Annotated in this window: 15 protein-coding genes; 10 read left to right on the top strand and 5 right to left on the bottom strand. The window is 38.7% G+C overall.

Annotated elements, in window-relative coordinates; translation table 11 throughout:
• Positions 1-4 precede the first annotated feature (4 nt).
• Genes essC through essA form a run of 3 tightly spaced genes read left to right on the top strand, consistent with a single transcriptional unit; the run spans position 5 to position 8128 of the window.
• Positions 5-4483, top strand: coding sequence for a type VII secretion protein EssC (essC, locus tag ACO1DI_RS17960; RefSeq protein WP_423145513.1), 4479 nt, complete (start codon positions 5-7; stop codon positions 4481-4483).
• Positions 4480-7653: a type VII secretion protein EsaA gene (gene esaA, locus ACO1DI_RS17955; protein ID WP_423145512.1), complete on the top strand. Its 3174-nt coding sequence runs from the start codon at positions 4480-4482 to the stop codon at positions 7651-7653. The genes essC and esaA overlap by 4 nt, the downstream gene beginning before the upstream one ends.
• Complete coding sequence (gene essA / locus ACO1DI_RS17950; protein ID WP_014461870.1) at positions 7631-8128, top strand: type VII secretion protein EssA; 498 nt, start codon at positions 7631-7633, stop codon at positions 8126-8128. Before esaA ends, essA begins: the two co-directional genes overlap by 23 nt.
• Before the next feature lie 50 nt (positions 8129-8178).
• Here the strand turns inward: essA and ACO1DI_RS17945 are convergent, their stop codons facing one another.
• Positions 8179-8655: a hypothetical protein gene (locus ACO1DI_RS17945; RefSeq protein ID WP_423145511.1), complete on the bottom strand. Its 477-nt coding sequence runs from the start codon at positions 8653-8655 to the stop codon at positions 8179-8181.
• Positions 8656-8942: 287 nt separating this feature from the next.
• On the opposite strand from ACO1DI_RS17945, the gene ACO1DI_RS17940 reads away from it, so the two are divergent.
• On the top strand, positions 8943-10097 hold the full coding sequence (locus ACO1DI_RS17940) for an endonuclease (RefSeq protein ID WP_140451856.1): 1155 nt from the start codon (positions 8943-8945) through the stop codon (positions 10095-10097).
• A 104-nt stretch (positions 10098-10201) separates the two neighbouring features.
• Positions 10202-11839 (top strand): family 14 glycosylhydrolase, encoded by a 1638-nt coding sequence (locus ACO1DI_RS17935; protein WP_116741704.1) that lies wholly within the window; start codon positions 10202-10204, stop codon positions 11837-11839.
• Positions 11840-11888: 49 nt separating this feature from the next.
• On the opposite strand, the gene msrA is transcribed toward ACO1DI_RS17935, so the two are convergent.
• Positions 11889-12404 (bottom strand): peptide-methionine (S)-S-oxide reductase MsrA, encoded by a 516-nt coding sequence (gene msrA, locus ACO1DI_RS17930; RefSeq protein ID WP_115652957.1) that lies wholly within the window; start codon positions 12402-12404, stop codon positions 11889-11891.
• Between the two features lie 347 nt (positions 12405-12751).
• Between msrA and ACO1DI_RS17925 the strand changes: the two genes are divergently transcribed.
• Both ACO1DI_RS17925 and ACO1DI_RS17920 read left to right on the top strand, forming a co-directional pair.
• Positions 12752-14089 (top strand): ATP-binding protein, encoded by a 1338-nt coding sequence (locus tag ACO1DI_RS17925; protein ID WP_423145510.1) that lies wholly within the window; start codon positions 12752-12754, stop codon positions 14087-14089.
• A gap of 163 nt (positions 14090-14252) precedes the next feature.
• Positions 14253-15149: an amidase gene (locus ACO1DI_RS17920; protein WP_423145509.1), complete on the top strand. Its 897-nt coding sequence runs from the start codon at positions 14253-14255 to the stop codon at positions 15147-15149.
• Positions 15150-15343: 194 nt separating this feature from the next.
• On the opposite strand, the gene ACO1DI_RS17915 is transcribed toward ACO1DI_RS17920, so the two are convergent.
• Positions 15344-16900: an ABC-F family ATP-binding cassette domain-containing protein gene (locus tag ACO1DI_RS17915; protein WP_014461863.1), complete on the bottom strand. Its 1557-nt coding sequence runs from the start codon at positions 16898-16900 to the stop codon at positions 15344-15346.
• A 264-nt stretch (positions 16901-17164) separates the two neighbouring features.
• Between ACO1DI_RS17915 and ACO1DI_RS17910 the strand changes: the two genes are divergently transcribed.
• Positions 17165-18097, top strand: a complete 933-nt coding sequence (locus ACO1DI_RS17910; protein WP_042992360.1) for a D-2-hydroxyacid dehydrogenase — start codon at positions 17165-17167, stop codon at positions 18095-18097.
• A 99-nt stretch (positions 18098-18196) separates the two neighbouring features.
• Entirely contained in the window at positions 18197-19282 is a 1086-nt protein-coding gene (locus ACO1DI_RS17905) for a nitric oxide synthase oxygenase (RefSeq protein ID WP_014461861.1), read from the top strand.
• Between the two features lie 48 nt (positions 19283-19330).
• Here the strand turns inward: ACO1DI_RS17905 and ACO1DI_RS17900 are convergent, their stop codons facing one another.
• Together ACO1DI_RS17900 and ACO1DI_RS17895 are read right to left on the bottom strand one after the other, a co-directional pair.
• A complete protein-coding gene (locus ACO1DI_RS17900; RefSeq protein WP_016762840.1) occupies positions 19331-19462 on the bottom strand; it encodes a YflJ family protein in 132 nt (43 codons plus the stop codon).
• 172 nt (positions 19463-19634) lie between these two features.
• A complete protein-coding gene (locus ACO1DI_RS17895; RefSeq protein ID WP_013055121.1) occupies positions 19635-20084 on the bottom strand; it encodes an Rrf2 family transcriptional regulator in 450 nt (149 codons plus the stop codon).
• 215 nt (positions 20085-20299) lie between these two features.
• Here ACO1DI_RS17895 and hmpA point away from each other — a divergent pair, with 215 nt between their 5' ends.
• Positions 20300-21481 carry an NO-inducible flavohemoprotein gene (gene hmpA / locus ACO1DI_RS17890; RefSeq protein WP_243555733.1) on the top strand — a complete coding sequence of 394 codons (1182 nt, stop codon included), beginning with the start codon at positions 20300-20302 and terminating at the stop codon, positions 21479-21481.
• Positions 21482-21530: the final 49 nt, after the last annotated feature.

Genomic DNA, 21530 nt, shown 5'->3' with positions numbered 1-21530 from the left:
TTGTATGAATATGCTTTGGATAGTTAGTGGGCAAACGTATCAGCAGCTGCCTATAGATTTTAAAACCTTTCGCCAAGCAACGGTTGGAAACACTCAGCATCAAACGTTTACTTTTTCCTATCCGTTCGAGAAAGGGCAAATGACGCTGTCATCTGAAAAGAACGGCCGGCTCTTGATTTCCTACGGAGAAGAAAGGATAGCAGAGCTATCTGTTTCTGAGTCGTTTGTATGGCGAGAACAAGGACAGGCTTTAACCTTTGCCCTTACAGAGACGGCTGTTAAAGAAGCTGTCTATTATATTGATTACGGATCAGAAGTCTCGTTTTCCACAAGTGATGAAGCAGCTGATGTGTATCAGCAGAAAGAAAAGTGTGTAGTAGAGCCAAAAAAAGGATTTTACTTATCAAAGATAAACGGGAAGTGGAAGGTCTTTTATAACCAAGAACCGCTTTATCTTAATGGACACCGAATAGAAGAGAATAAGAACCTTCAGCCCGGAGATCTTATTTTATGGTCTTCTATGACGATTCAATTGATCGAAAAAGATTTGCTGAAGATTCAAAGCTACTATGATTATGCATCTAAGCTTCCGGCTACGGCGCAACCTATTTCTGAAATGAAAAAGAAGTACCCGGTTTATAGACGGACACCGCGCATGATCTATGATTTGCCTAATGATAAGGTGAGCTTGTCCTTTCCGTCTCAAGATAATGATGAAAATAACCGAAGCTTATGGCTTACCATTTTACCCCCATTAGTCATGCTTTTAGTCATGGGTACGGTATCGATTATTCAGCCCAGGGGAATTTTTATTATTATATCTGTCATGATGTTTACGACCACGCTGATTGTATCTACTGTTCAATATTTCAAAGATAAAAAACAGCGCAAGAAGCGGCAGGAGCGTCGTCGTCGAATCTATACAAAGTATCTAGAAAACAAGCGCGAGGAATTACAAGAACTAGTATCAGTTCAACGAGATGTATTATCTTATCATTTTCCGACGTTTGAACGAATGAAATATTTAACAGAACAGATTTCTGATCGAATTTGGGAACGAACTGTAGAAAGCAGTGATTTCTTACAGGTGCGTCTTGGGACAGGAACAGTTCCTGGAAGCTACCAAATTTCGCTAAATAGCGGAGATATGGCTAATCGAGAAATTGATGATTTGCTTGAGCAGTCTCAGCACATGGAGAAGGTCTATCGAGAAGTCAAAAATGCCCCTGTTACCGCTCATTTAGGTTTAGGCTCTATCGGTCTGGTAGGAAAGATGAAAACGGTGAAGAATGAACTGCATCAGCTTGTAGGGCAGCTGGCATTTTCCCACAGTTATCATGACGTAAGGTTCGTATTCATTTTTGATGAAGAAGAATATAAAGAGTGGGAATGGATGAAATGGCTTCCTCATTTTCAGCTTCCGCATTCTTTTGCGAAAGGTTTCATCTATAATGAAAAAACGAGAGATCAGCTTCTATCTTCTATTTATGAAATGCTGAGAGAACGCGATTTAGATGAAGCAAAAGGAGAAGGGGTTTTCCTGCCTCACTTTGTTTTTATTATTACGAATCAGCAGTTAATTGCAGATCATGTTATCTTAGAGTATTTAGAAGGATATCACCCTCACCTTGGGTTCTCTGCAATATTTGCGGCAGAGACAAAGGAAAGCTTAACGGAGCATGTTCACACACTCGTTCGTTATATTAACGAATCCGAAGGGGATATATTAATTCAAAAGCAAAAAGCTGTGAATATTCCATTTCAGCTTGATAAACACACGCTTGATTATAATGAAAGATTTGCAAGGATGCTGCGGACATTGGATCACCAAGTTGGTATGACCAACTCAATTCCAAATAGCGTTTCATTCTTAGAATTATTTAAAGCAAGAGAAATTGGTGAATTGGATATCGTACAAAGGTGGCAGAGCAATGAATCAGCTAAGTCGCTAGCAGTTCCCATTGGTTTAAAAGGAAAAGAAGATATTGTTGAACTAAATCTTCACGAAAAAGCTCACGGCCCTCATGGATTGCTTGCAGGTACGACGGGGTCAGGGAAAAGTGAATTTTTACAAACGTACATTCTTTCTCTAGCGGTGAATTTCCACCCCCATGAAGTCGCATTTTTATTGATTGACTATAAGGGCGGAGGAATGGCTCAGCCGTTTAAGAACATGCCTCACCTGCTTGGAACCATTACAAATATTGAAGGAAGTAAGAATTTTAGTACAAGAGCCTTAGCTTCTATTAAAAGTGAATTAAAGCGACGCCAACGCTTGTTTGATAGATATGAAGTCAATCATATTAATGATTATACAGATTTATATAAGCAAGGTATGGCAGAAGAACCTCTGCCTCACTTATTCTTAATCTCGGATGAATTTGCTGAGTTAAAAAGTGAAGAACCAGAGTTCATTCGCGAATTAGTCAGCGCGGCGCGAATTGGACGTAGTCTAGGCGTTCATTTAATTTTAGCAACACAAAAGCCAGGCGGTGTTATTGACGATCAAATTTGGAGTAATGCCCGCTTTAAAGTAGCGTTAAAAGTCCAAGATGCCGCTGATAGTAAAGAAATCTTAAAAAATGCGGATGCTGCTTCTATTACGGTGACGGGTCGAGGCTATCTGCAGGTTGGAAATAATGAAGTGTATGAACTGTTTCAGTCAGCTTGGAGCGGCGCGCCGTACATGGAAGATACGTATGGGGCTGAAGATGAAGTAGCCATTGTAACAGATCTCGGGTTGATTCCTTTATCTGATGTATCTACTCAGCAGACGTCATCCAAACAAGCGGAAGCAGAAATTGATGTTGTGGTGCAAAAAATCGAACAAACGCAGCAGGAATTAGGTATCAAAAAATTAAATAGTCCATGGCTGCCGCCTCTTAAAGAGAGATTGCTTCGCAGTGAGTACAAAGAGAAGCGAGACGGCGTATTCCCAATTGGCTTAATTGATGAACCTGAAAAGCAAAGTCAAACGGTATATAACTATCAGCTGATGGACGATGGAAACATTGGTATATTTGGTTCGTCAGGATACGGTAAATCGTTTACAGTCATGATGTTGCTTCTTAGTCTAGCTGAAAGACAGAGCCCAGAGCAGCTTCATTATTACATTTTTGACTTTGGGAACGGTACGCTGCTGCCGCTTCGTCAGCTGCCTCATACGGCGGATTATTTCTTAATGGATCAAATGCGTAAAATTGAAAAATTCATGACCATTATCAAACAAGAAATCGCAAGGCGAAAGCAGTTATTTCAACAGCATGAAGTTAGCAATATTAAAATGTATAATGCTCTAAGTTCAGAAGAGCTTCCTCTAATTTTTATCACGATTGATAATTTTGATCTTGTCAAAGAAGAAATGCAAGATCTAGAAATGCAGTTCACACAGCTTGTGCGTGACGGCCAGTCTTTAGGAATTTATATGATCTTTACCGCGACGCGCGTGAATTCTATTCGTCAGTCACTTATGAATAACTTGAAAACGAAGGTGGTTCATTACTTAATGGATCATTCAGAAGCGTATTCTATTTTAGGACGTACGCCGTATGCGCTAGAGTCTATTCCAGGCCGGGCTATTATCAAAACGGATCAACCTTATTTTGTACAGCTGTTTTTACCTGCGGAAGGAAAAGATGATTTTGAAATTTTTGATGCAGTTAAGCTGCACATTCAACGATTAAAGAATCAATATGCTGGTGCTATTCTTCCGGAGCCGGTGCCAATGCTGTCATCGAAACTTGTACTTGCTGAGTTTATGACAGACAGAAGAGTTATTCGCGAAAAAGGAGTTATTCCTCTTGGATTAGATGAAGAGTTTGTTCGACCGGTGCATATGAACTTTATGAAAAATAAGCATTGTATCGTCATGGGGCAGACGCAAAAAGGAAAGACAAATGTAGTGAAAGTCATACTGCAAACAGCGCTTGAACAAGGCGTGAAGCAAATCGGATTATTTGATTCGGTTGACCGTGGTTTATCAAGCTATGCAGCTGAAGAGCAAGTTGTTTACATGGAAACAAAAGAACAGATCGTCGACTGGCTTGACCTAACCGAAGAACGATTGCAGCGACGTGAAAATAAGTATTTGGAAGCAGTGCAGGAAGGAACCGTACACGGCCTTTCATTCGCCCCGATCATGCTTGTAGTAGACGGATTTGTACGATTCCAGCAAAACTTAGACAGTGTCTTGCAGGATCGCATTACAAAATTGATGAAAAATTATAGCCACCTCGGCTTTAACTTGATTGTTGCAGGGAACAACAATGAGTTTTCAAAAGGATTTGACGCGTTAACAACAGAAGTGAAGCAAATTGGCCAAGCTGTGTTGTTGATGAAGAAAACAGAGCAAAGCTTATTTACACTTCCTTATGACCGAAAAGAAGCCGACGTTAACCCTGGCTTCGGTTATTATATTAAAAGTGGAAAAGAAACAAGAATTCAAATCCCGCTATGTGTAAGTGAAAGGAAGATCTTAACATGACCGAACAGCGTAAGTATACACTTAAAGTCATATTAGCTGTTGTTTTAATCTTGGCTCTTCCTTCTTTCTTTTTTCAGTATATTGGAGACAACCCGCTGCAAGTCACAGAAAACTCAACAAGAACGATTGCGGTTGTTAACGAAGATAATGGAGTAAAAGAAAACAGTGAAAAAGCGATAGAATTTGGAGAAAAAGTGACTCCTCTTTTACAGGAGGGGTCGGATTATCAATGGACCGTGCTTGGACGAAGCGCGGCTACAAGCGGTTTACAGAATGGGAAATATGATGCGGTTATCTATATTCCCTCGACTTTCTCACAAAATATTTTATCGTATCAGGAAAAAAAGCCAGAAAAAGCTACTTTGGAATACAAAGTTCAAAGCCAGCTTAACGCAGTTAATAAGGAAAAAGTAGTAGGGGAATTAGAAGATGCTACTACAAAGGTTAATAATGAAATGTCCTCTTTGTACTGGAGTTATGTATCACAGGAAGTGGATAAGGTACGCGGACAGTTCGATAAAATTCTAAATAAAGAAATCGCCTTTCAAAAAACAATGGTCGCTTTTTATAAACCGAATTCAAAAGATTTAGCAGGTGAATTAAATGATCAAAAGAAAATTCTTCAGCAAATCCAAGATAATGTAAATAAAGCAGAAAAAGGTTCTAGCGACAGACAAGGCGACGTAGAACAGGTTGAAAAGAATTTAAATAACTTTATTGAATATGTAAATCAATATCAAACATATCAAGAAACACAGAAACAAATGCTTGAAAAAACGCAGGCTCAAAGCGTCGCTGCGATTCAACAAGGGTTGTCTTCCCTTGAATCTAATCAGCCAAGCTCTAAGCAAAATTTTAATGAGCAGGCCAATCAAGTATTTAGTGGTTTGTCTTCCATTCAACAGCAGCTGGATGAAAATCAAAAAGCCGTTGGAGAACTTGGAGATCAACAAGCAGATAACGTCAGTGAACAAGAAAAAGCTCTGCAAGATTTGAACGGCCAAATCATCAGTTCATACAAACAGCAGTCTGAGCAAACAACCCTAAACCAAATTGAAAGTAAGTTAAAGCCGCTTCGTGCGCAGCTAGAGACAGCTTCATCAAATGATGGCGGCGGGGGCTCAACGGATCCAGGGGAAAGTGATGGAACTCAGCCAGATCCTAATCAAGACGGAGAGACGCCAACGGACCCTGGAGAAGGTGACGGAACTCAGCCAGATCCTAATCAAGGTGGAGAGACGCCGACGGATCCTGGAGAAGATGATGGAACTCAGCCAGATTCTAATCAGGGCGGAGGAACGTCAGAACCAATTCAAGTGGATTTATCTCAGCAAACAGCAAAGCTTGATGATATATCAAAAGGGCTTGATGATTTAGAAAAGCAGCTTCAAGGCATGACGAGTGAAACACCCCAAGCGCCTGAAGCACCTGAGACACCTGAGGGCACGGAAACGCCTGAAACACCGGATACACCTGATACATCAGGCACATCCAATGCTGTGAAAAGTGCGCTTGAAAAAGTGGCTAATCTGAAAACACAGGTACAGGCAGTCAAAGATGAGCTGCAAAATGTAACTGTTCAGCCTGAAACTTCAGGAGAAAATACGGATGCACTGAAGCAGAAAATTGCAAGCTTGGAAGCAGAAGTTGAGTCTTTGACAGCACAGAAAAACAAAGCAGAGAAAGACTTAGAAGAAGCAACCAAGTCGTCGAGCAGTCAAATTGCTAAGCTTCAAGAAGAAAATGAACGATTAAAAAAAGAGAATGAAAAGTTGAAAGAAGACGGCAAAAAGCCTTCTAAAGGCAGTGCGGATGTTGATGGTCTCATTACGATGATTAAAAACAAAGAAGATAAAATTTTATCTTCTCCAAACCTTTCAGCTTCTCGCAAGGAAAAGCTGAGCAATACATTCTCAGGTAAGATTAAAAGCAGCAGTGCAGAGGATCTGCTAAAGTACTACGGTGATTTATCGCAGTATGATTTGACTTTAGCTCAAGTAGGAAATACGGACATACAGAACAGCGTCCTTAACAACGACTCTATTAAAGGAAGTTTGCAGCAGGCGTTAGCTGGAACCGTTTCTTCTCAAGACGCGCGTAAGCAAATCCAACAAAACCTGTCACTAACAAAAGAAGAGTTAGCACAGTTCCAAAGTTCAGTGCAAGATTTTGCTGATCAATATGGACAAACAGTTGATGCTGAACAAGCATCGATTATGGAAGAGCTATCAGCTATTCAAGAAAAAGCAAATGCAATGAATCAAGAGCTTCAATCTAGCGCAGGTGAAGATCAAGCATTAGAAAAGAAAGAAGCTCCGGACGTAACAGGTTTAATGACGCTGCAGCAAAGCATGGGTCAAGAGTTAAAGGGAATGAACGAACTCATTTCATCTTTAGGTGAAAGACAAGCTAATGTTGTCACGTACACAGATGAATTGCAGAAGCGTGTAAATGAAGTTCAGGATAAGGCTGACACGCTTAACAGCAAGTGGGCCCAAAACGTGGATTCAACGAAGTTGGTACGAGGCCAGGTATACCGCTTGTTAAATAATACATTAGTAGATGGACAGAATAATGATTACGTTTATCATTATTTAGCAAATCCTCTTCAAGTAAGCGGTGAAGTGCCGGCTGAAAAAGTAAAAGAGGTTCCCCCGGTTGTCATTTTGGTTATTATCTTAATCAGCAGCTTACTAATTGGCTACTTCAGTCAATACTACCGACATGCACCTATGCTTGTAAAAGGTACGCTGTTTGGGTTATTGAATTTGATTGTAGGGTTAATGGTAAGTATCTTTAGCCTTAATATTTATTCGTTATCGGGAGACCGGGCAATGGAATGGTCAATCTTTACGATCGTCTTATTGCTTGCTTCATCTACACTCGTACGTGTTGCTTTCTTATTAGGAAGCTTCGCTGGATGGGTGACGACAGTAGGGTTGATTTTATTTTATATTACCCCGCTTCTTAACTTATCTATGCCAAACTTTAATTACAAAGATCCAGTATCTAAAGTATATATGTCAATTCAATATGATACGCAGTCTCTATTTGGACAGGCGCTTATTGTATTACTGGGGATGACTGCCGTTTTAAGTGTTCTGCCATCTATTATTCGTGCGTTAAAGACGACTAAAGAGGTTGAAAATGATGAAACCTATAGTGCTTAATAAGAAGATTGGAAGTATTGTTCTTATTTTTTCACTTCTTTGTTTCCCTGTAGCAGCAGCGGCTGAAGCTGATGACGGAAACGTTGAAGAGATTAAACCAAATGTATATAAAGATGATCCCATTAACTTAGACCCCGAATCTTTGCTAGAAGATAAAAAGGAAGTAGGAAATATTCCGGAGGAAATAAAGGATCTTACATTTGAAAAAGAGGAGGATGTAGAGAAAGAGAGTTTAAAAGAAAATCTTTTCGCGAACGCATCAGCTGAAGATAATACGATTTCTGCGAAAGCAAAAGAATATAACTTGTTTTCTTCTAAAAACACTTCCTACAAGAAAGATCGAACAGAACAAACGGCTTCTGAAAAGTCATCAGACCTACAATGGTTTTATTTATTATTGATTGGTGTGGGGGTTGTTGTATTATTTGCGGTTTTAATACCGCGCATTAGCCCTCAGCCTTCTGTAAAAAAATGAAAAAACCTCGCTGTTAATCAACAGCGAGGTTTTTTCGTATAGACGTAAATTTACAGGCGGCGGAAGCCTTCTTCAAACAAATAATCTTCTGCTTCTTCGTAAGATAGAAATGCTGCCTCTAAATTCAAGCCAGAATAAACATTCCACAGGTCATCTTCATGAACAAGTAAAAGCGTTGCATTGTCTGGGCCGTTCCAGCGCTGTTCATTTCCATTCCCTACAATAGCTTCTTCTCTAGCTGTATCAGGAAGGGTAGACAAAGATTCAATAGAAGCCTCAATAATTGAGCGAAGCTCTTCTGCTGTATAATCACGGATATTTACAAGACCTTTGTCATTTGTTTCATATCCTTTTAAAAACCCTGCATATACAAATCCATTTCCGTTAGGGTGCAGATGATGCACAACAACCGTTTTATCGTACACGCTCTCTTCATAATGAAAATTCACGCGTCCTAAAGATACATCTTTTCGATGCAGCTCTGGAAACGATGAAATAATAGCTAATTTTTCGGCAAAACTAAGCATAGACAATCCTCATTTCTATTTAAATCATTTCATTTTCTGAAATGGTATAAGCTCTTTTACGATTCGGTTGATTATACCATATATAAAGAAAGACACATAATGCTTTTTCCAATGTGGACTTTTGAAAATATAACCCTTCGCATAAAGTGGCTGTCACTGTAAAGAAGAATACATCTTTTTCACTATAAAACTTAACAAAAAATAGGCAGGGAATTCACAGTGAAAAAATAATATAAAGAGGTGGAAGAAAACTAGTTTTCAAACCTATCATAAGGAGGAATAAAAAAGTGAAATTATACGCTCTGTGTAAAAAAACATGGGCAATGTCTCTGCTTATTTTTGTTCTTTTAGTGAGCTTAACTCCTGTTAGTCAAGCAGCCGCGTTTTTATCTGTTGCACAAGCTCTTGAGAATCAAAACAACAGTGTACAAACGGTTAAAGGATATGTAGTAGGTCAGCCTACAGGCACATCTACAGTTATTACGAGCAATTACCCAAACGATTATGCACTTGCTCTTGCTGACAGTGCAAATGAAACCAATACAGACAAGATGGTGTACGTTCAAATTCCTTCAAATTTGCGAAGTACATTTGGACTTCAAAGTCACTCGGAGTTAAAAGGGAAAAGTCTTACTGTTACGGGCACACTTACTCCTTATTTTTCACACCCAGGAATAAAATCAGTTACTTCTATCAGTACAGAAACAGGAGGAACTGATCCGACTCCAGATCCCACAGAGCCAACCGTTCCAGTAGAAGACTATTATCGTACTGCAGCTGGAAAAACAGGAAATACCTTAAAGACAGAGCTTCATAACATTATTGACCATCATACAGAACTGTCGTATTCAGCGGTATGGGAAGCTTTAAAGAAAACGGATGAAGATCCAGCTAACGCAAATAACGTTATTTTGCTCTACACGGGGCGTTCACAGGCTAAGAGTACAAATGGAGGCGGAGTGGACGATTGGAATCGTGAGCACGTCTGGGCAAAGTCTCACGGGGATTTTGGAACAGCCATGGGACCTGGAACAGATCTTCATCATTTACGTCCAACCGATGTGTCTGTAAACAGTACGAGAGGAAACTTAGATTTTGATAACGGAGGGACGGAACATAGCGAAGCACTCGGAAATTATTTTGACAGTGATTCGTGGGAACCTCGAGATGAAGTAAAAGGCGACGTGGCTCGTATGTTGTTTTATATGGCCGTTCGCTATGAAGGCGATGTAAGTGATGAGCCTGACTTAGAACTTAATAACACAGTGAATAATGGCACTGCTCCTTATCACGGGAAATTATCTGTGCTTCTTCAATGGAACGCCCAAGATCCAGTAGATGATCGAGAACGACGCAGAAATGACATTATTTATTCAGATTATCAGCATAATCGCAATCCGTTTATTGACCATCCTGAATGGGTGAATGAGATTTGGAACTAATGAAGGAGGCGTCCTGGCCGGGCGTCTTTTTTTATAAAAGAAAAAGGAAAAAATCAAAATCTGCCGAATACCTATAGGTGATTTTGAAAAAATGGAGGGAAGATATGAAACAGCTATGTAAAAAAGGATTGGCTTTCGTTTTGATGTTCATTTTTGTTAACGCTTTCATTTTGAATCCACTTAACGGAGCGGCTGCCGTAGATGGAAAATCAATGAATCCAGGTTACAAAACCTATTTAATGGCGCCTTTAAAAAAGGTAACAGACTATACAACATGGGAAGCTTTTGAGAACGATTTACGCAAAGCGAAACAAAATGGATTTTATGCAGTGACAGTAGACTTCTGGTGGGGAGACATGGAGAAAAACGGCGATCAGCAGTTCGATTTTTCCTATGCGCAGCGCTTTGCTCAAGCTGCTCGTAATGCAGGTATAAAGATTGTTCCAATCATTTCTACTCATCAGTGCGGCGGTAATGTAGGAGATGATTGTAACGTTCCGCTTCCATCGTGGGTATGGAATTTAAAAAGTGATGACAGCCTGTACTTTAAATCTGAAACGGGCACGATAAATAAAGAAACGCTAAGCCCGCTTGCAACAGATGTTATTTCTAAGCAATATGGTGAGCTCTACACGGCATTTGCGCAAGCGTTAGCACCTTATAAAGACGTGATTGCTAAAATCTATTTATCAGGAGGCCCTGCAGGTGAAATTCGTTATCCGTCTTATACAGCAGCAGACGGCACAGGGTATCCCTCTAGAGGGAAATTTCAGGTGTATACGAACTTTGCTAAAAGCAAGTTTCAATCATATGCTTTGACTAAATACGGCTCACTCGCCGGCGTTAATCAGGCATGGGGAACCAATTTAACATCTACATCGCAAATTTTACCGCCATCAGATGGCTATCAGTTCTTAAAAGATGGTTATTCAACGGCTTATGGAAAAGATTTCTTATCATGGTACCAAGTAGCTTTGGAGGACCACACAAAACGTATTGGACAATTAGCTCATCAGGCTTTTGATGCCACTTTTAACGTACCAATTGGTGCAAAAGTGGCAGGAATCCATTGGCAGTACAATAATCCGACGATCCCTCATGCTGCAGAAAAGCCAGCTGGATACAATGATTATAACGGGCTTTTGGACGCGTTTAAAACGGCTAAATTAGATATCACCTTTACATGCTTAGAAATGACGGACAGCGGGAATTATCCGGAATATTCTATGCCAAAGACGCTTGTACGCCAAGTAGCAGGTATTGCGAATGCAAAAGGAATTGTTTTAAACGGGGAAAATGCTTTAACCATAGGCAGTGAAGATCAATATAAAAAAGCAGCTGAAATGGCATTTAATTATAATTTTGCAGGATTTACTTTGCTTCGTTTCTACGATGTAATTAATAATGATACGCTTATGGGGCAATTTAAAAATACGTTGGGCGTTACACCAGTTGCGCAAACGGTTGTAGTAAAAAATGCGCCAACTACGGTTGGAGAAACGGTTTATATTGTTGGAGACAGAGCTGAGCTAGGTCAGTGGGATACGTCTATATATCCAATTAAATTAACCTATAACGCATCTACAGCTGATTGGAGAGGAACCGTTTATTTTCCTGCCAGTCAAAGTGTTCAATTTAAAGCAATTGTGAAGAAAGCTGATGGATCTTTAAAAGCATGGCAGCCTTCGCAGCAATATTGGAGCGTGCCGTCAACAACAACGACTTATACAGATAATTGGTAAAACAAAGCCGCATAGCAAACGCTATGCGGCTTTGTTTTGAACACAAGAATTATTTCCAATTCGCTTGAATAAATTCATCCCGACCGGACTTAGCGCGGTCTTCTTTATAGTGATCTGGATTTTTCTTATGAAAATCTTGATGATATTCCTCGGCTTCATAAAACGCAGAGGCAGGAAGGATGCTTGTCACGATTGGTTTTTTAAAACGTCCGCTTTTTGCGACCTCTAGCTTTGTCTCTTCAGCTTCCTGCTTTTGGCTATCGTTATGGTAAAAAATTGCTGTTCGATACTGCGAGCCGCGATCTTGGAATTGACCTCCGTCATCTGTTGGATCAATTTGTGGCCAATAAAGATCTAATAAACGTTTATACGGAAACACTTCAGGATCAAATGTAATTTGAACCACTTCGTAGTAACCGCTTGTTCCAGATTTTACTTGCTCATAAGTAGGGTTATCCACAGTTCCCCCCATATATCCTGATACAATGCCGTGAATACCTTCTAGCTCTTCAAAAGGTGTAACCATGCACCAGAAACATCCACCTGCAAATGTAGCTTTTTCCATACGTAATCCCTCACTTAATCCGTTGTTATGAAGGGTATTATAACAAATTTATATTGAAACAGCTAGAAAAGGGTTTGTAGTCTGTGTAAAAGCTGTGGATAAAGGTAAATATCCACAGCTTTTACACAATAAACTCGACTGTGTTGGAGATTGAAAAATGAAGGAGAGAAGAAAGAAAAAATGATAGAATAGATGAGGTGTATATATAGATGTAGAAAAGATTGGGCGACAGAAGCAGGATCTATGCGATATCTAGATAAATAAAATTAGTATGTTATTAATAAGGGGTAAGAAACAGCATATTCGCGCTGTTAAATAAATATACAAAGATAATAGGAGAGTTGAATATGTTACAAGATAATCTCATCCTAGAGCACTATGGATTAAATGAATTAAATTTTGATACGATCAAAAGCTACCGAGACCGGTTTGCTGAAGTAAAACCAGCTCATCCTTGGAATGCGCTTGAAACAAAGGAGTTTTTATACAAAGTAGGAGCTTGGGGAAAGGTGAGAGATACCCATAAAGAAGGAGTCACACTCGCAGGCCTGCTTTTATTCAGTGAAGAACGGATTATCACAGAAGTTTTACCACAATACTTTTTAGAATACCGGGAAAGTAAAGGAAACGAAGAATGGACAGAGCGCTTTACCTCTCAAGACGGGACGTGGTCAGGAAATATTTTTGATTTTTATTTTCATATTCATGAAATTGTTCGCAATAGCGAACCGCAGTCGTCAATCGCTTCCTCTTTAACAGAAGTTTTGATTAATATGCTTATTCATGCAGATTATAATGGCGAGGGCGGCGTTATTTTAGAAAAGCAACCTTCTCATTACGTCTTTTCTAACCCAGGTCTTTTATTAGTACCTACAGATTCAGTTTTTAGCAATACCGTTAGTCAGCTTCGAAACCCAAATATCGTTAAGCTATTCAGTTTACTAGGATTATGTGAACGTTCGGGCTCTGGTTTGAAAAAAGTAAAGCAAAATTGGAGCTTGCATCATTATAAAACGCCGGCTATTGATCAAGATGTTTCTATGCATCGTACAGTGGTCATGTTATCTCTGTCCACTCAAGAAAGACAGGTAAGTTCTTCTGAAAAAGACACTTACAATACGTCCATAACCGATTCGGGAAATAATTTTAAAGGTGTCGAAAAATATCAAAATAAACCTGAAAACGATGTCGAAAGTGACTCCTATAATAAAAACAGTGACTCCTATAATAAAAATTTAATAGAGGAGTTTAGGTCATATAATAACGACATAAACTCCTATAATAAAGAGGATAACTACTATAATAATGAAATAAACTTATACAATAACGACATAAACTCCTCTAATAATAGTTGTAACTCCTATAATAAGGAGCGAGAAGAGGATTCTTCCGATTCGGTGAATGTGGAGAATATTGATACGAAACTATGGGATATTGCAGCGCTGGCTCGTGAAAAAAAACGGCTTTCGCCGAATCAGATGGAACATATTATTCTTGAGTTATGTAAAGAAAAACCGCTCATGCTTAAAGAGTTTGCTTATTTACTAGAAAGAACGCCGGATGGAGTACGTAATAATTATTTAACAAAGCTATTACGAAAAGGACAATTACAGTTGAAATATCCAAATCAGCCAAACCATCCAAAACAGGCATATTTATTTAATAAGAAAGATATAGAGAAATAAATCAAGCAACCGATAGAACATATAGAGATTAAGCTGCAAAAAATTGATAAGTAGGAGTTTGCTAAAAGCTACAGATTTAAGGGGGAAATTCACCATAAAGTTGTGCCAAGCTGTCAGACTCTCTTTATATGAGTTCTGGCTCGTATAAAGGAGGAAAAAGAGTTTGAAAAGCAAGTGCGTTCTTATTTTTCTGGTGGTTGTATGGCTGTTTAATATGGGGAAAGGAATAGGATGTGGATCAAAGGTGAATGCAGAGATGAATATACCGCTGTCGACGTGGGTGTGGGATACAAAGAAATGGATGCTAAACCAAGAAGCTATCCTCGAAAAGCTTCAAGAAAAAAAAGTGACAAACGTTTATTTACAAATTGATACTCATCTTTCACCTTCCGTATATAGGCATTTTATCCAACAAGCACAAGCCAAGGGCATAAGTGTTTACGCACTTGACGGCTCTCCTTATTGGATAGGACCTTCTGGTATAGAAGAGCAGGAAGCATTTTTTAATTGGATAACAGCTTACCAAGCAGCAGCAGACGAGCAACAGCAATTTTCAGGGATTCATTTGGATGTAGAGCCTTATTTGTATAAAAGTTGGGAAGATAATCGAGCGAAAAGTATTCTGCAGTATCAATATGTTATTTCTCAAGCCGCTGTACAGTCTCATGAGTTACACTTGCCGCTTGCTGTAGATATACCGTTTTGGTTTGACGAAGTTCCATTCAAAAATAGCAGCGGTTCTGGTTCATTGGGGCATTGGGTTATTCAGTACGCTGATGAAGTCACAATCATGGCGTACCGAAATCACGCAGGTAAAGAAAACGGTATTGCTGAAATAACAGAAAATGAACGCAAGTGGGGACGTGTACTATCCACTCCGATTGAAATAGGGGTAGAAACGATGGCTTCAGATGAAGGAGAATACATTTCTTTTTCTGCTAAAGGAGAAGAAAAGATGGTGCAAGAGCTGGATATTTTGCTGACGGAGTGTCAAGCTGAAAATCCTCTAAGCAGTATAGCTATTCATCATTTTGATAGCTGGCTACAGATGAAGCCATGACAACGAAAAGACCGCTGCATCGCTGCAGCGGTCTTTTTGGGTTTAGGGAGTATAGATACAATATAGCCATTTTATTAAAGGACTATACATAAAAAAAGTAACCATTTAAAAAATGGCTACTCACACAAAGGGGGGGAACTTAATCTTATCATTCCCACTTTTTCTAAAAGATATGCCTCTTTTAACCCGTTTTTTTAAAATAATTTAGTCGTCCAAGATTCGCAGTTCCACACGTCTGTGACAACGTCTTGATAAAATTCAGGTTCGTGACAAATAATTAAGATACTTCCTTTATATTCTTTTAAAGCTCGTTTCAATTCATCTTTCGCATCTACATCCAAGTGGTTTGTAGGCTCATCAAGTACAAGGATGTTGGTTTCATTGTTAATCAGCTTACATAGGCGAACTTTTGCTTTTTCTCCACCGCTTAAAACTTCTACTTTACTTTCAATATGTTTTGTTGTTAATCCGCATTTAGCTAGAGCTGCACGAATCTCATATTGGGTGAAGTGAGGAAACTCATTCCATACTTCTTCAATACACGTATTGTAATTAGCCGTTTTGATTTCTTGTTCAAAATAGCCAATATGCTGATAATCTCCTTTTTCTACAGAGCCTGAAATCGGTTTGATTTCTCCTAAAATACTTTTTAAAAGAGTTGTTTTCCCAATTCCATTTGCTCCTACAAGGGCAATCTTTTGACCTCGCTCCATTTTTAAATTTAATGGCTTAGAAAGCGGCTCTTCGTATCCAATGACTAAATCAGATGTTTCAAAAATTAATTTGCTTGAAGTACGAGCACTCTTAAAGTTAAACTCTGGTTTTGGACGCTCTTGAGCTAGTTCAATTACTTCCATTTTATCGAGCTTTTTTTGACGGGACATGGCCATATTTCGTGTCGAAACACGGGCTTTGTTTCTCGCTACGAAATCTTTTAAATCTGCCATTTCTTGCTGTTGCTTTTTATAAGCTGCTTCAAGCTGCTGTTTTTTCATCTCATATACTTTCATAAAATCGTCGTAGTCACCTACATAGCGATTTAACTCTTGGTTTTCCATATGATAAATCAAATTGATGACGCTGTTTAAAAACGGAAGGTCATGAGAAATTAAAATAAAGGCATTTTCATATTCTTGCAAGTAGCGTCGCAGCCACTCAATATGCTGTTCATCCAAGTAGTTTGTAGGCTCATCAAGTAATAGGATTTCTGGCTTTTCAAGCAACAGTTTGGCTAATAATACTTTTGTACGCTGTCCACCGCTTAAATCCTGTACATCGCGATCTAAGCCGATATCTTCCAATCCTAATCCGCGTGCAATTTCTTCAACTTTTGCATCGATGACATAAAAGTCATTGTTTGTTAAGAGGTCTTGAAGTGTACCGACTTCTTCTAAAAGTTTTTCAAGTTCTTCTGGTGATACATCGGCCATTTTCTCATAGAGTCCATTCATTTGAGCTTCTAAATCAAATAGGTATTGAAAAGCACTTTTTAGTACATCACGAATAGAAAGACCGCGCTCTAATGCTGTGTGCTGATCTAAATAGCCGACGCGCACTTTTTTAGACCATTCTACTTTTCCCGCATCCGGTTCTAGTTTGCCTGTAATGATGTTCATAAATGTTGATTTACCTTCGCCGTTTGCTCCAATTAAGCCGACGTGTTCACCTTTTAACAATCGAAATGATACATCGTTAAAAATCGCACGGTCACCAAAACCGTGGCTTAGATTTTTTACGTTTAATACACTCATGCTGACACACCTTTTCTTTTAAAATATCTATCGTACGTTTCGTTATAAACAAATTGATTCATAACGATTATAGCGAACTTATATACATAAATCCATATGAGTTTTCTAGGCCTGAAAGTCATATAAAATTCACTCGCGTCTTCCTTTCACTTCATTCATACTATATATATCAATGTAGAAAATCCGTCATGATGAAGGAACGGTTATACCGAAGTACTTAAATAGAGTATGCAAAAGAAGAATAAAAAGGCAGGGGAACAAGAAATGAAGATTCATACGATACTAGTGGCAGGAAGAATGTATAAAGAGCTGCAGGAGATAATCAATCAAAAGAAGCTCACACAGACGTTTCGGTTTATGGAAGAGCAAGACGTTACAATCGAAGATTTAAACTGGGCTGATGCGCTTTTATCCTTCGGTCCAACGAATTGCTTTGAAGATCATAGCTTTAAATGGATTCATTCTCTCGGCGCAGGAGTCGATCGGTTCTTAGAAAGTGGGAATTGGAAAAAGAGCGTGATGTTAACACGTACGGTTTGTTCATTCGGTCAGCGAATCAGTGAATATTGCCTTAGCTATATGCTAGCTGAACTTCAGCACCACACACAGTTTCAGCATCAGCAAAAACAAAAGCAGTGGAAAGTGGTAGAGCCTCAGCAGCTTTCTACTCAAACGGTCATAATTTATGGAACAGGTGAAATCGGCGGACGTCTTGCCGCTGTTTTAAAATCTTTTGGTGTACGAGTGATAGGCGTATCTAAAAATGGAAATGAAAAGCCCTCATTTGATCAAGTCTTCTCCATTTCAAAAGAAAAAGAATTGTTAAAAGAAGCGGATTGGATTATTAGCACCATGCCACTAACGAGTGAAACAAAAAGCTACTTTGATCAAAAATGGATGAATTTAGTTAAAAATGCATACTTTATAAACGTTGGACGAGGTGCAACTGTAGATGAAAATGCGTTAGTAGGAGCTATTGAACAAAAGCGTATTCGAAAAGCATACATAGATGTGTTTGAACGTGAGCCGTTAACAAAAGAATCTTCTTGGTGGCATCATTCACATATCATCATAACACCTCATATTTCAGCGGTCACTACGCCTGAAGAAGCCGTCGAGTGTTTTGTTGAAACGCTGCAAAAAGTTGAGCAAGGTGAATTGCCTTCTAACTTGGTTAATATTGAAAGAGGTTATTAAAGCATTATGATGCGCGTTTCCGCTATGAGAATGGTATACTGAAACTTGCTTTTCTTGAACGAAAAGAATGAAATCTGTTCTTCTAGGGGGGAACAAACGTTGAAGCAAGAAGAATTATTTGAACAAGCACGTGTATTTATAGAGACGTGTTACGCTGAGCTTGAAAAAAGCGAAGCGGATAAAAACAAGCGATTAAAAGAAATTCATCAGCAAATTATGTCACTCGGACATTATGATCATACATTTGAAGAGCTAGAGCACGGAGCTCGTATGGCTTGGAGAAACAGCAATAAATGTATCGGACGACTATTTTGGCAATCGCTTAATGTATTTGATAAGCGAGAGGCGAGCACAGTTGAAGAGGTAAGAGACGCCCTTTTTCATCATATTGAATATGCAACAAATGACGGGAAAATCCGTCCTACTATTACGGTGTTTAAACCAAAAATGAAGGCAAAAGAACCGGTCAGGATATGGAATCATCAGCTAATCCGCTATGCTGGGTACGAGACGGAATATGGTATGATAGGAGACCCTGATTCTGTTGCGTTCACGGAAGTTTGTCAAAAATTAGGATGGGAAGGTGAGAGAACTCACTTTGATGTTCTTCCTCTTGTCCTGCAAGTGAATGAAGAGTCGCCTCGATATTTTGAGATTCCAAAACATTTAGTGAAGGAAGTAGCTATTACGCATCCAGAACTTCCTGAATTTGAAGACTTACAGTTAAAATGGTACGCTGTCCCAATGATTTCAGATATGAAGCTAGAAATTGGAGGGATTGAGTACGTCGCAGCACCGTTTAATGGATGGTACATGGGGACTGAAATTGGTGCCCGAAATTTAGCGGACACGCATCGCTATAATCAACTTCCAAAAGTAGCTTCTATAATGGGATTGAACATGAATTATAATGCTACGCTTTGGAAGGACAAAGCTCTTGTGGAATTAAACGTTGCAGTGCTTTCTTCTTTTAAACGAGAAGGCGTTAGCATTGTAGACCATCACACGGCTGCTCAGCAATTTCACTTGTTTGAAGAACGAGAGCAAAAAAATGGCCGCGAAGTGACTGGGAACTGGACGTGGTTAATTCCACCGGTTTCGCCAGCTACTACACATATTTTTCATAAGCCTTATAAAAATAAAGTATTATCACCAAACTATTTTTATCAAGAAGCTGCTTATTAAATGAACAAAAAAGAGAGTACACATGTGTACTCTCTTATTACACGTTAATTAATTTTTGTGTTTATCAAGCAAGTTAGCAAGTACATATGTTTTGTACTTTTCCACTTTGCGGCCTTCATGGTTGCGAACTCCTCGTTTCTTAAGTTCCTCAACATACCAACCTTTGCTTCCTACGTGCATACTCAAACACCCTTTCGTCATTTTTTTAGGATGAACAGAATGAGGTTCATTGTCTGCTCGAATGGAGACATCTTGTCTTTCCAATACGTGCCTCATTGTAACATCTTTTATTTTATGATGAAAGGGAAAAGGTTAAAAAAACGAGAATGATTTCAGGTGAATTTTAGTTTACTCATTCCTCGTTTTTTTGGGATAGAAGGAGGAGGTTTAATTCGTCTTTGTTTTGGATTAGATCTTCTAATGTATACTGATCTAAAACCTTAATGAAGGCTTGCATGGCTTCATGTAAGACACTTTTTAACTTACAGACGGGGCTAATAATGCAGAAATTTCCTTCACAGTCAAAACATTCAACGATATGAAAATCTTCTTCTGTTTGACGTACCACTTTTCCAATATTAATGTCTTTTGGAAGCTGAGCTAAACGAATACCGCCGTTTCGTCCTCGGATTGTTTCAATTAAGCCAAGTTTTCCAAGCTCGTGAATGATTTTCATAAGATGGTTTTTTGAAATATTATACGCTTCAGCAATTTCTTTTATATTGCTTAGTTTATTATTATCGCGAACGCCTAAATATAATAAAACTCGCAGTGAGTAATCTGTATATTGTGTGAGCCTCATCTTTTTACCTCTTCTCTTATCAGCAGCTGATATATCTATAATAGCATGTCTATATCTAAGAAATACAGAAAGAATGCTCACATTTTTGACAGGGTGAATTTGTGAACATTCCTTTAAAAATGTATATAAAATATATCTTTTTAAGTAGGATATGAGTATTATAAAGGTGTATTAAAAATATATCTTTTAAAATGAATCTTTCGGAGGCGAAAGTTATGAAACAAACAACTATTTCTATTGTAAAAAGTACAGTTCCTGTTTTAGAAAAGCATGGTCAAGCAATCACAACTCGTTTTTATGAAATGCTTTTTGAACAGTATCCTTCTTTAAAAAATGTATTCAACCAAACAAATCAAAAAACAGGACGTCAGCAAATGGCGTTAGCTAATACAGTTTATGCCGCTGCACAGTATATCGATCGGCTTGAAACGCTGCTTCCAGTTGTGAAGCAAATCGCCCATAAACATCGCAGTATCGGCGTGAAAGCAGAGCACTATCCAATTGTCGGCGAGTTCTTACTAAAGGCAATTAAAGATGTTTTAAAAGAAGCTGCTACCGATGAGATTATGGAAGCTTGGAAAGAAGCTTACGGTGCCATTGCAGACGTATTCATAAGTGTGGAGCAAGAGTTATATGAAGAAGCCGAAGAAAAAGGATGGAAAGATTATAAAAAATTAATGGTTCATAAAAAAGTAAAAGAAGCAGAAGACGTGTACTCGTTTTATTTAGTATCACCTGATCAAAAAGCATTGCCTGCTTTTCTGCCAGGTCAATATGTGAGTGTACGAATTCCTGGTCAAGAATATTTATCCATTCGCCAATACAGCTTATCTGGCTATCCAAACCAACCATACTATAAAATTACGGTAAAAAAAGAAAAGCAAATGGAAGACGGGGTCGTGTCAACTTATTTACATGATCAATTGAAAGAAGGAGACTTGCTTGAAGTCAGCGTTCCAGCAGGAGACTTTGTCTTAAAAGAAAATAATAAATCAGTGTTTATTAGTGGAGGTGTAGGAATTACTCCAATGATGTCAATGCTTCATCAAGCTCTGGAAAACAATCAAGAAGTAACATTTATTCACAGTGCTAAAAATGAGCAGTTTCATGCAATGAAACGAGAGCTTCAATCGTTGTCAGAGAGATATACGTTTGAACAACATGTTTTCTATAGTAAAGCGCAAACAGCTCAGCAGGATGAACATATAACGTACGGTCGCTTAACTAAAAAAGAGCTAGCTAAATATGCCGGCGATAAACATGCATATTATTATGTTTGTGGATCTTCTTCATTTACGCAAATGGCGTTAGAAGGCCTAGCTGAAATGGGTATTTCCCAAGAAAATATCATGTATGAATCGTTTGGTCCGAAAATGAGTATGACTCCTTCCGCATAAATGTATGGAAAAAGGGTAAAAAGCTAACAGTAGACAATACTGTTAGCTT

The sequence above is a fragment of the Priestia sp. 40 genome (genome assembly GCF_049368575.1).
Taxonomy (GTDB): Bacteria; Bacillota; Bacilli; order Bacillales; family Bacillaceae_H; genus Priestia; species Priestia zanthoxyli.
This window is presented reverse-complemented; position numbering and strand designations above follow the sequence as displayed.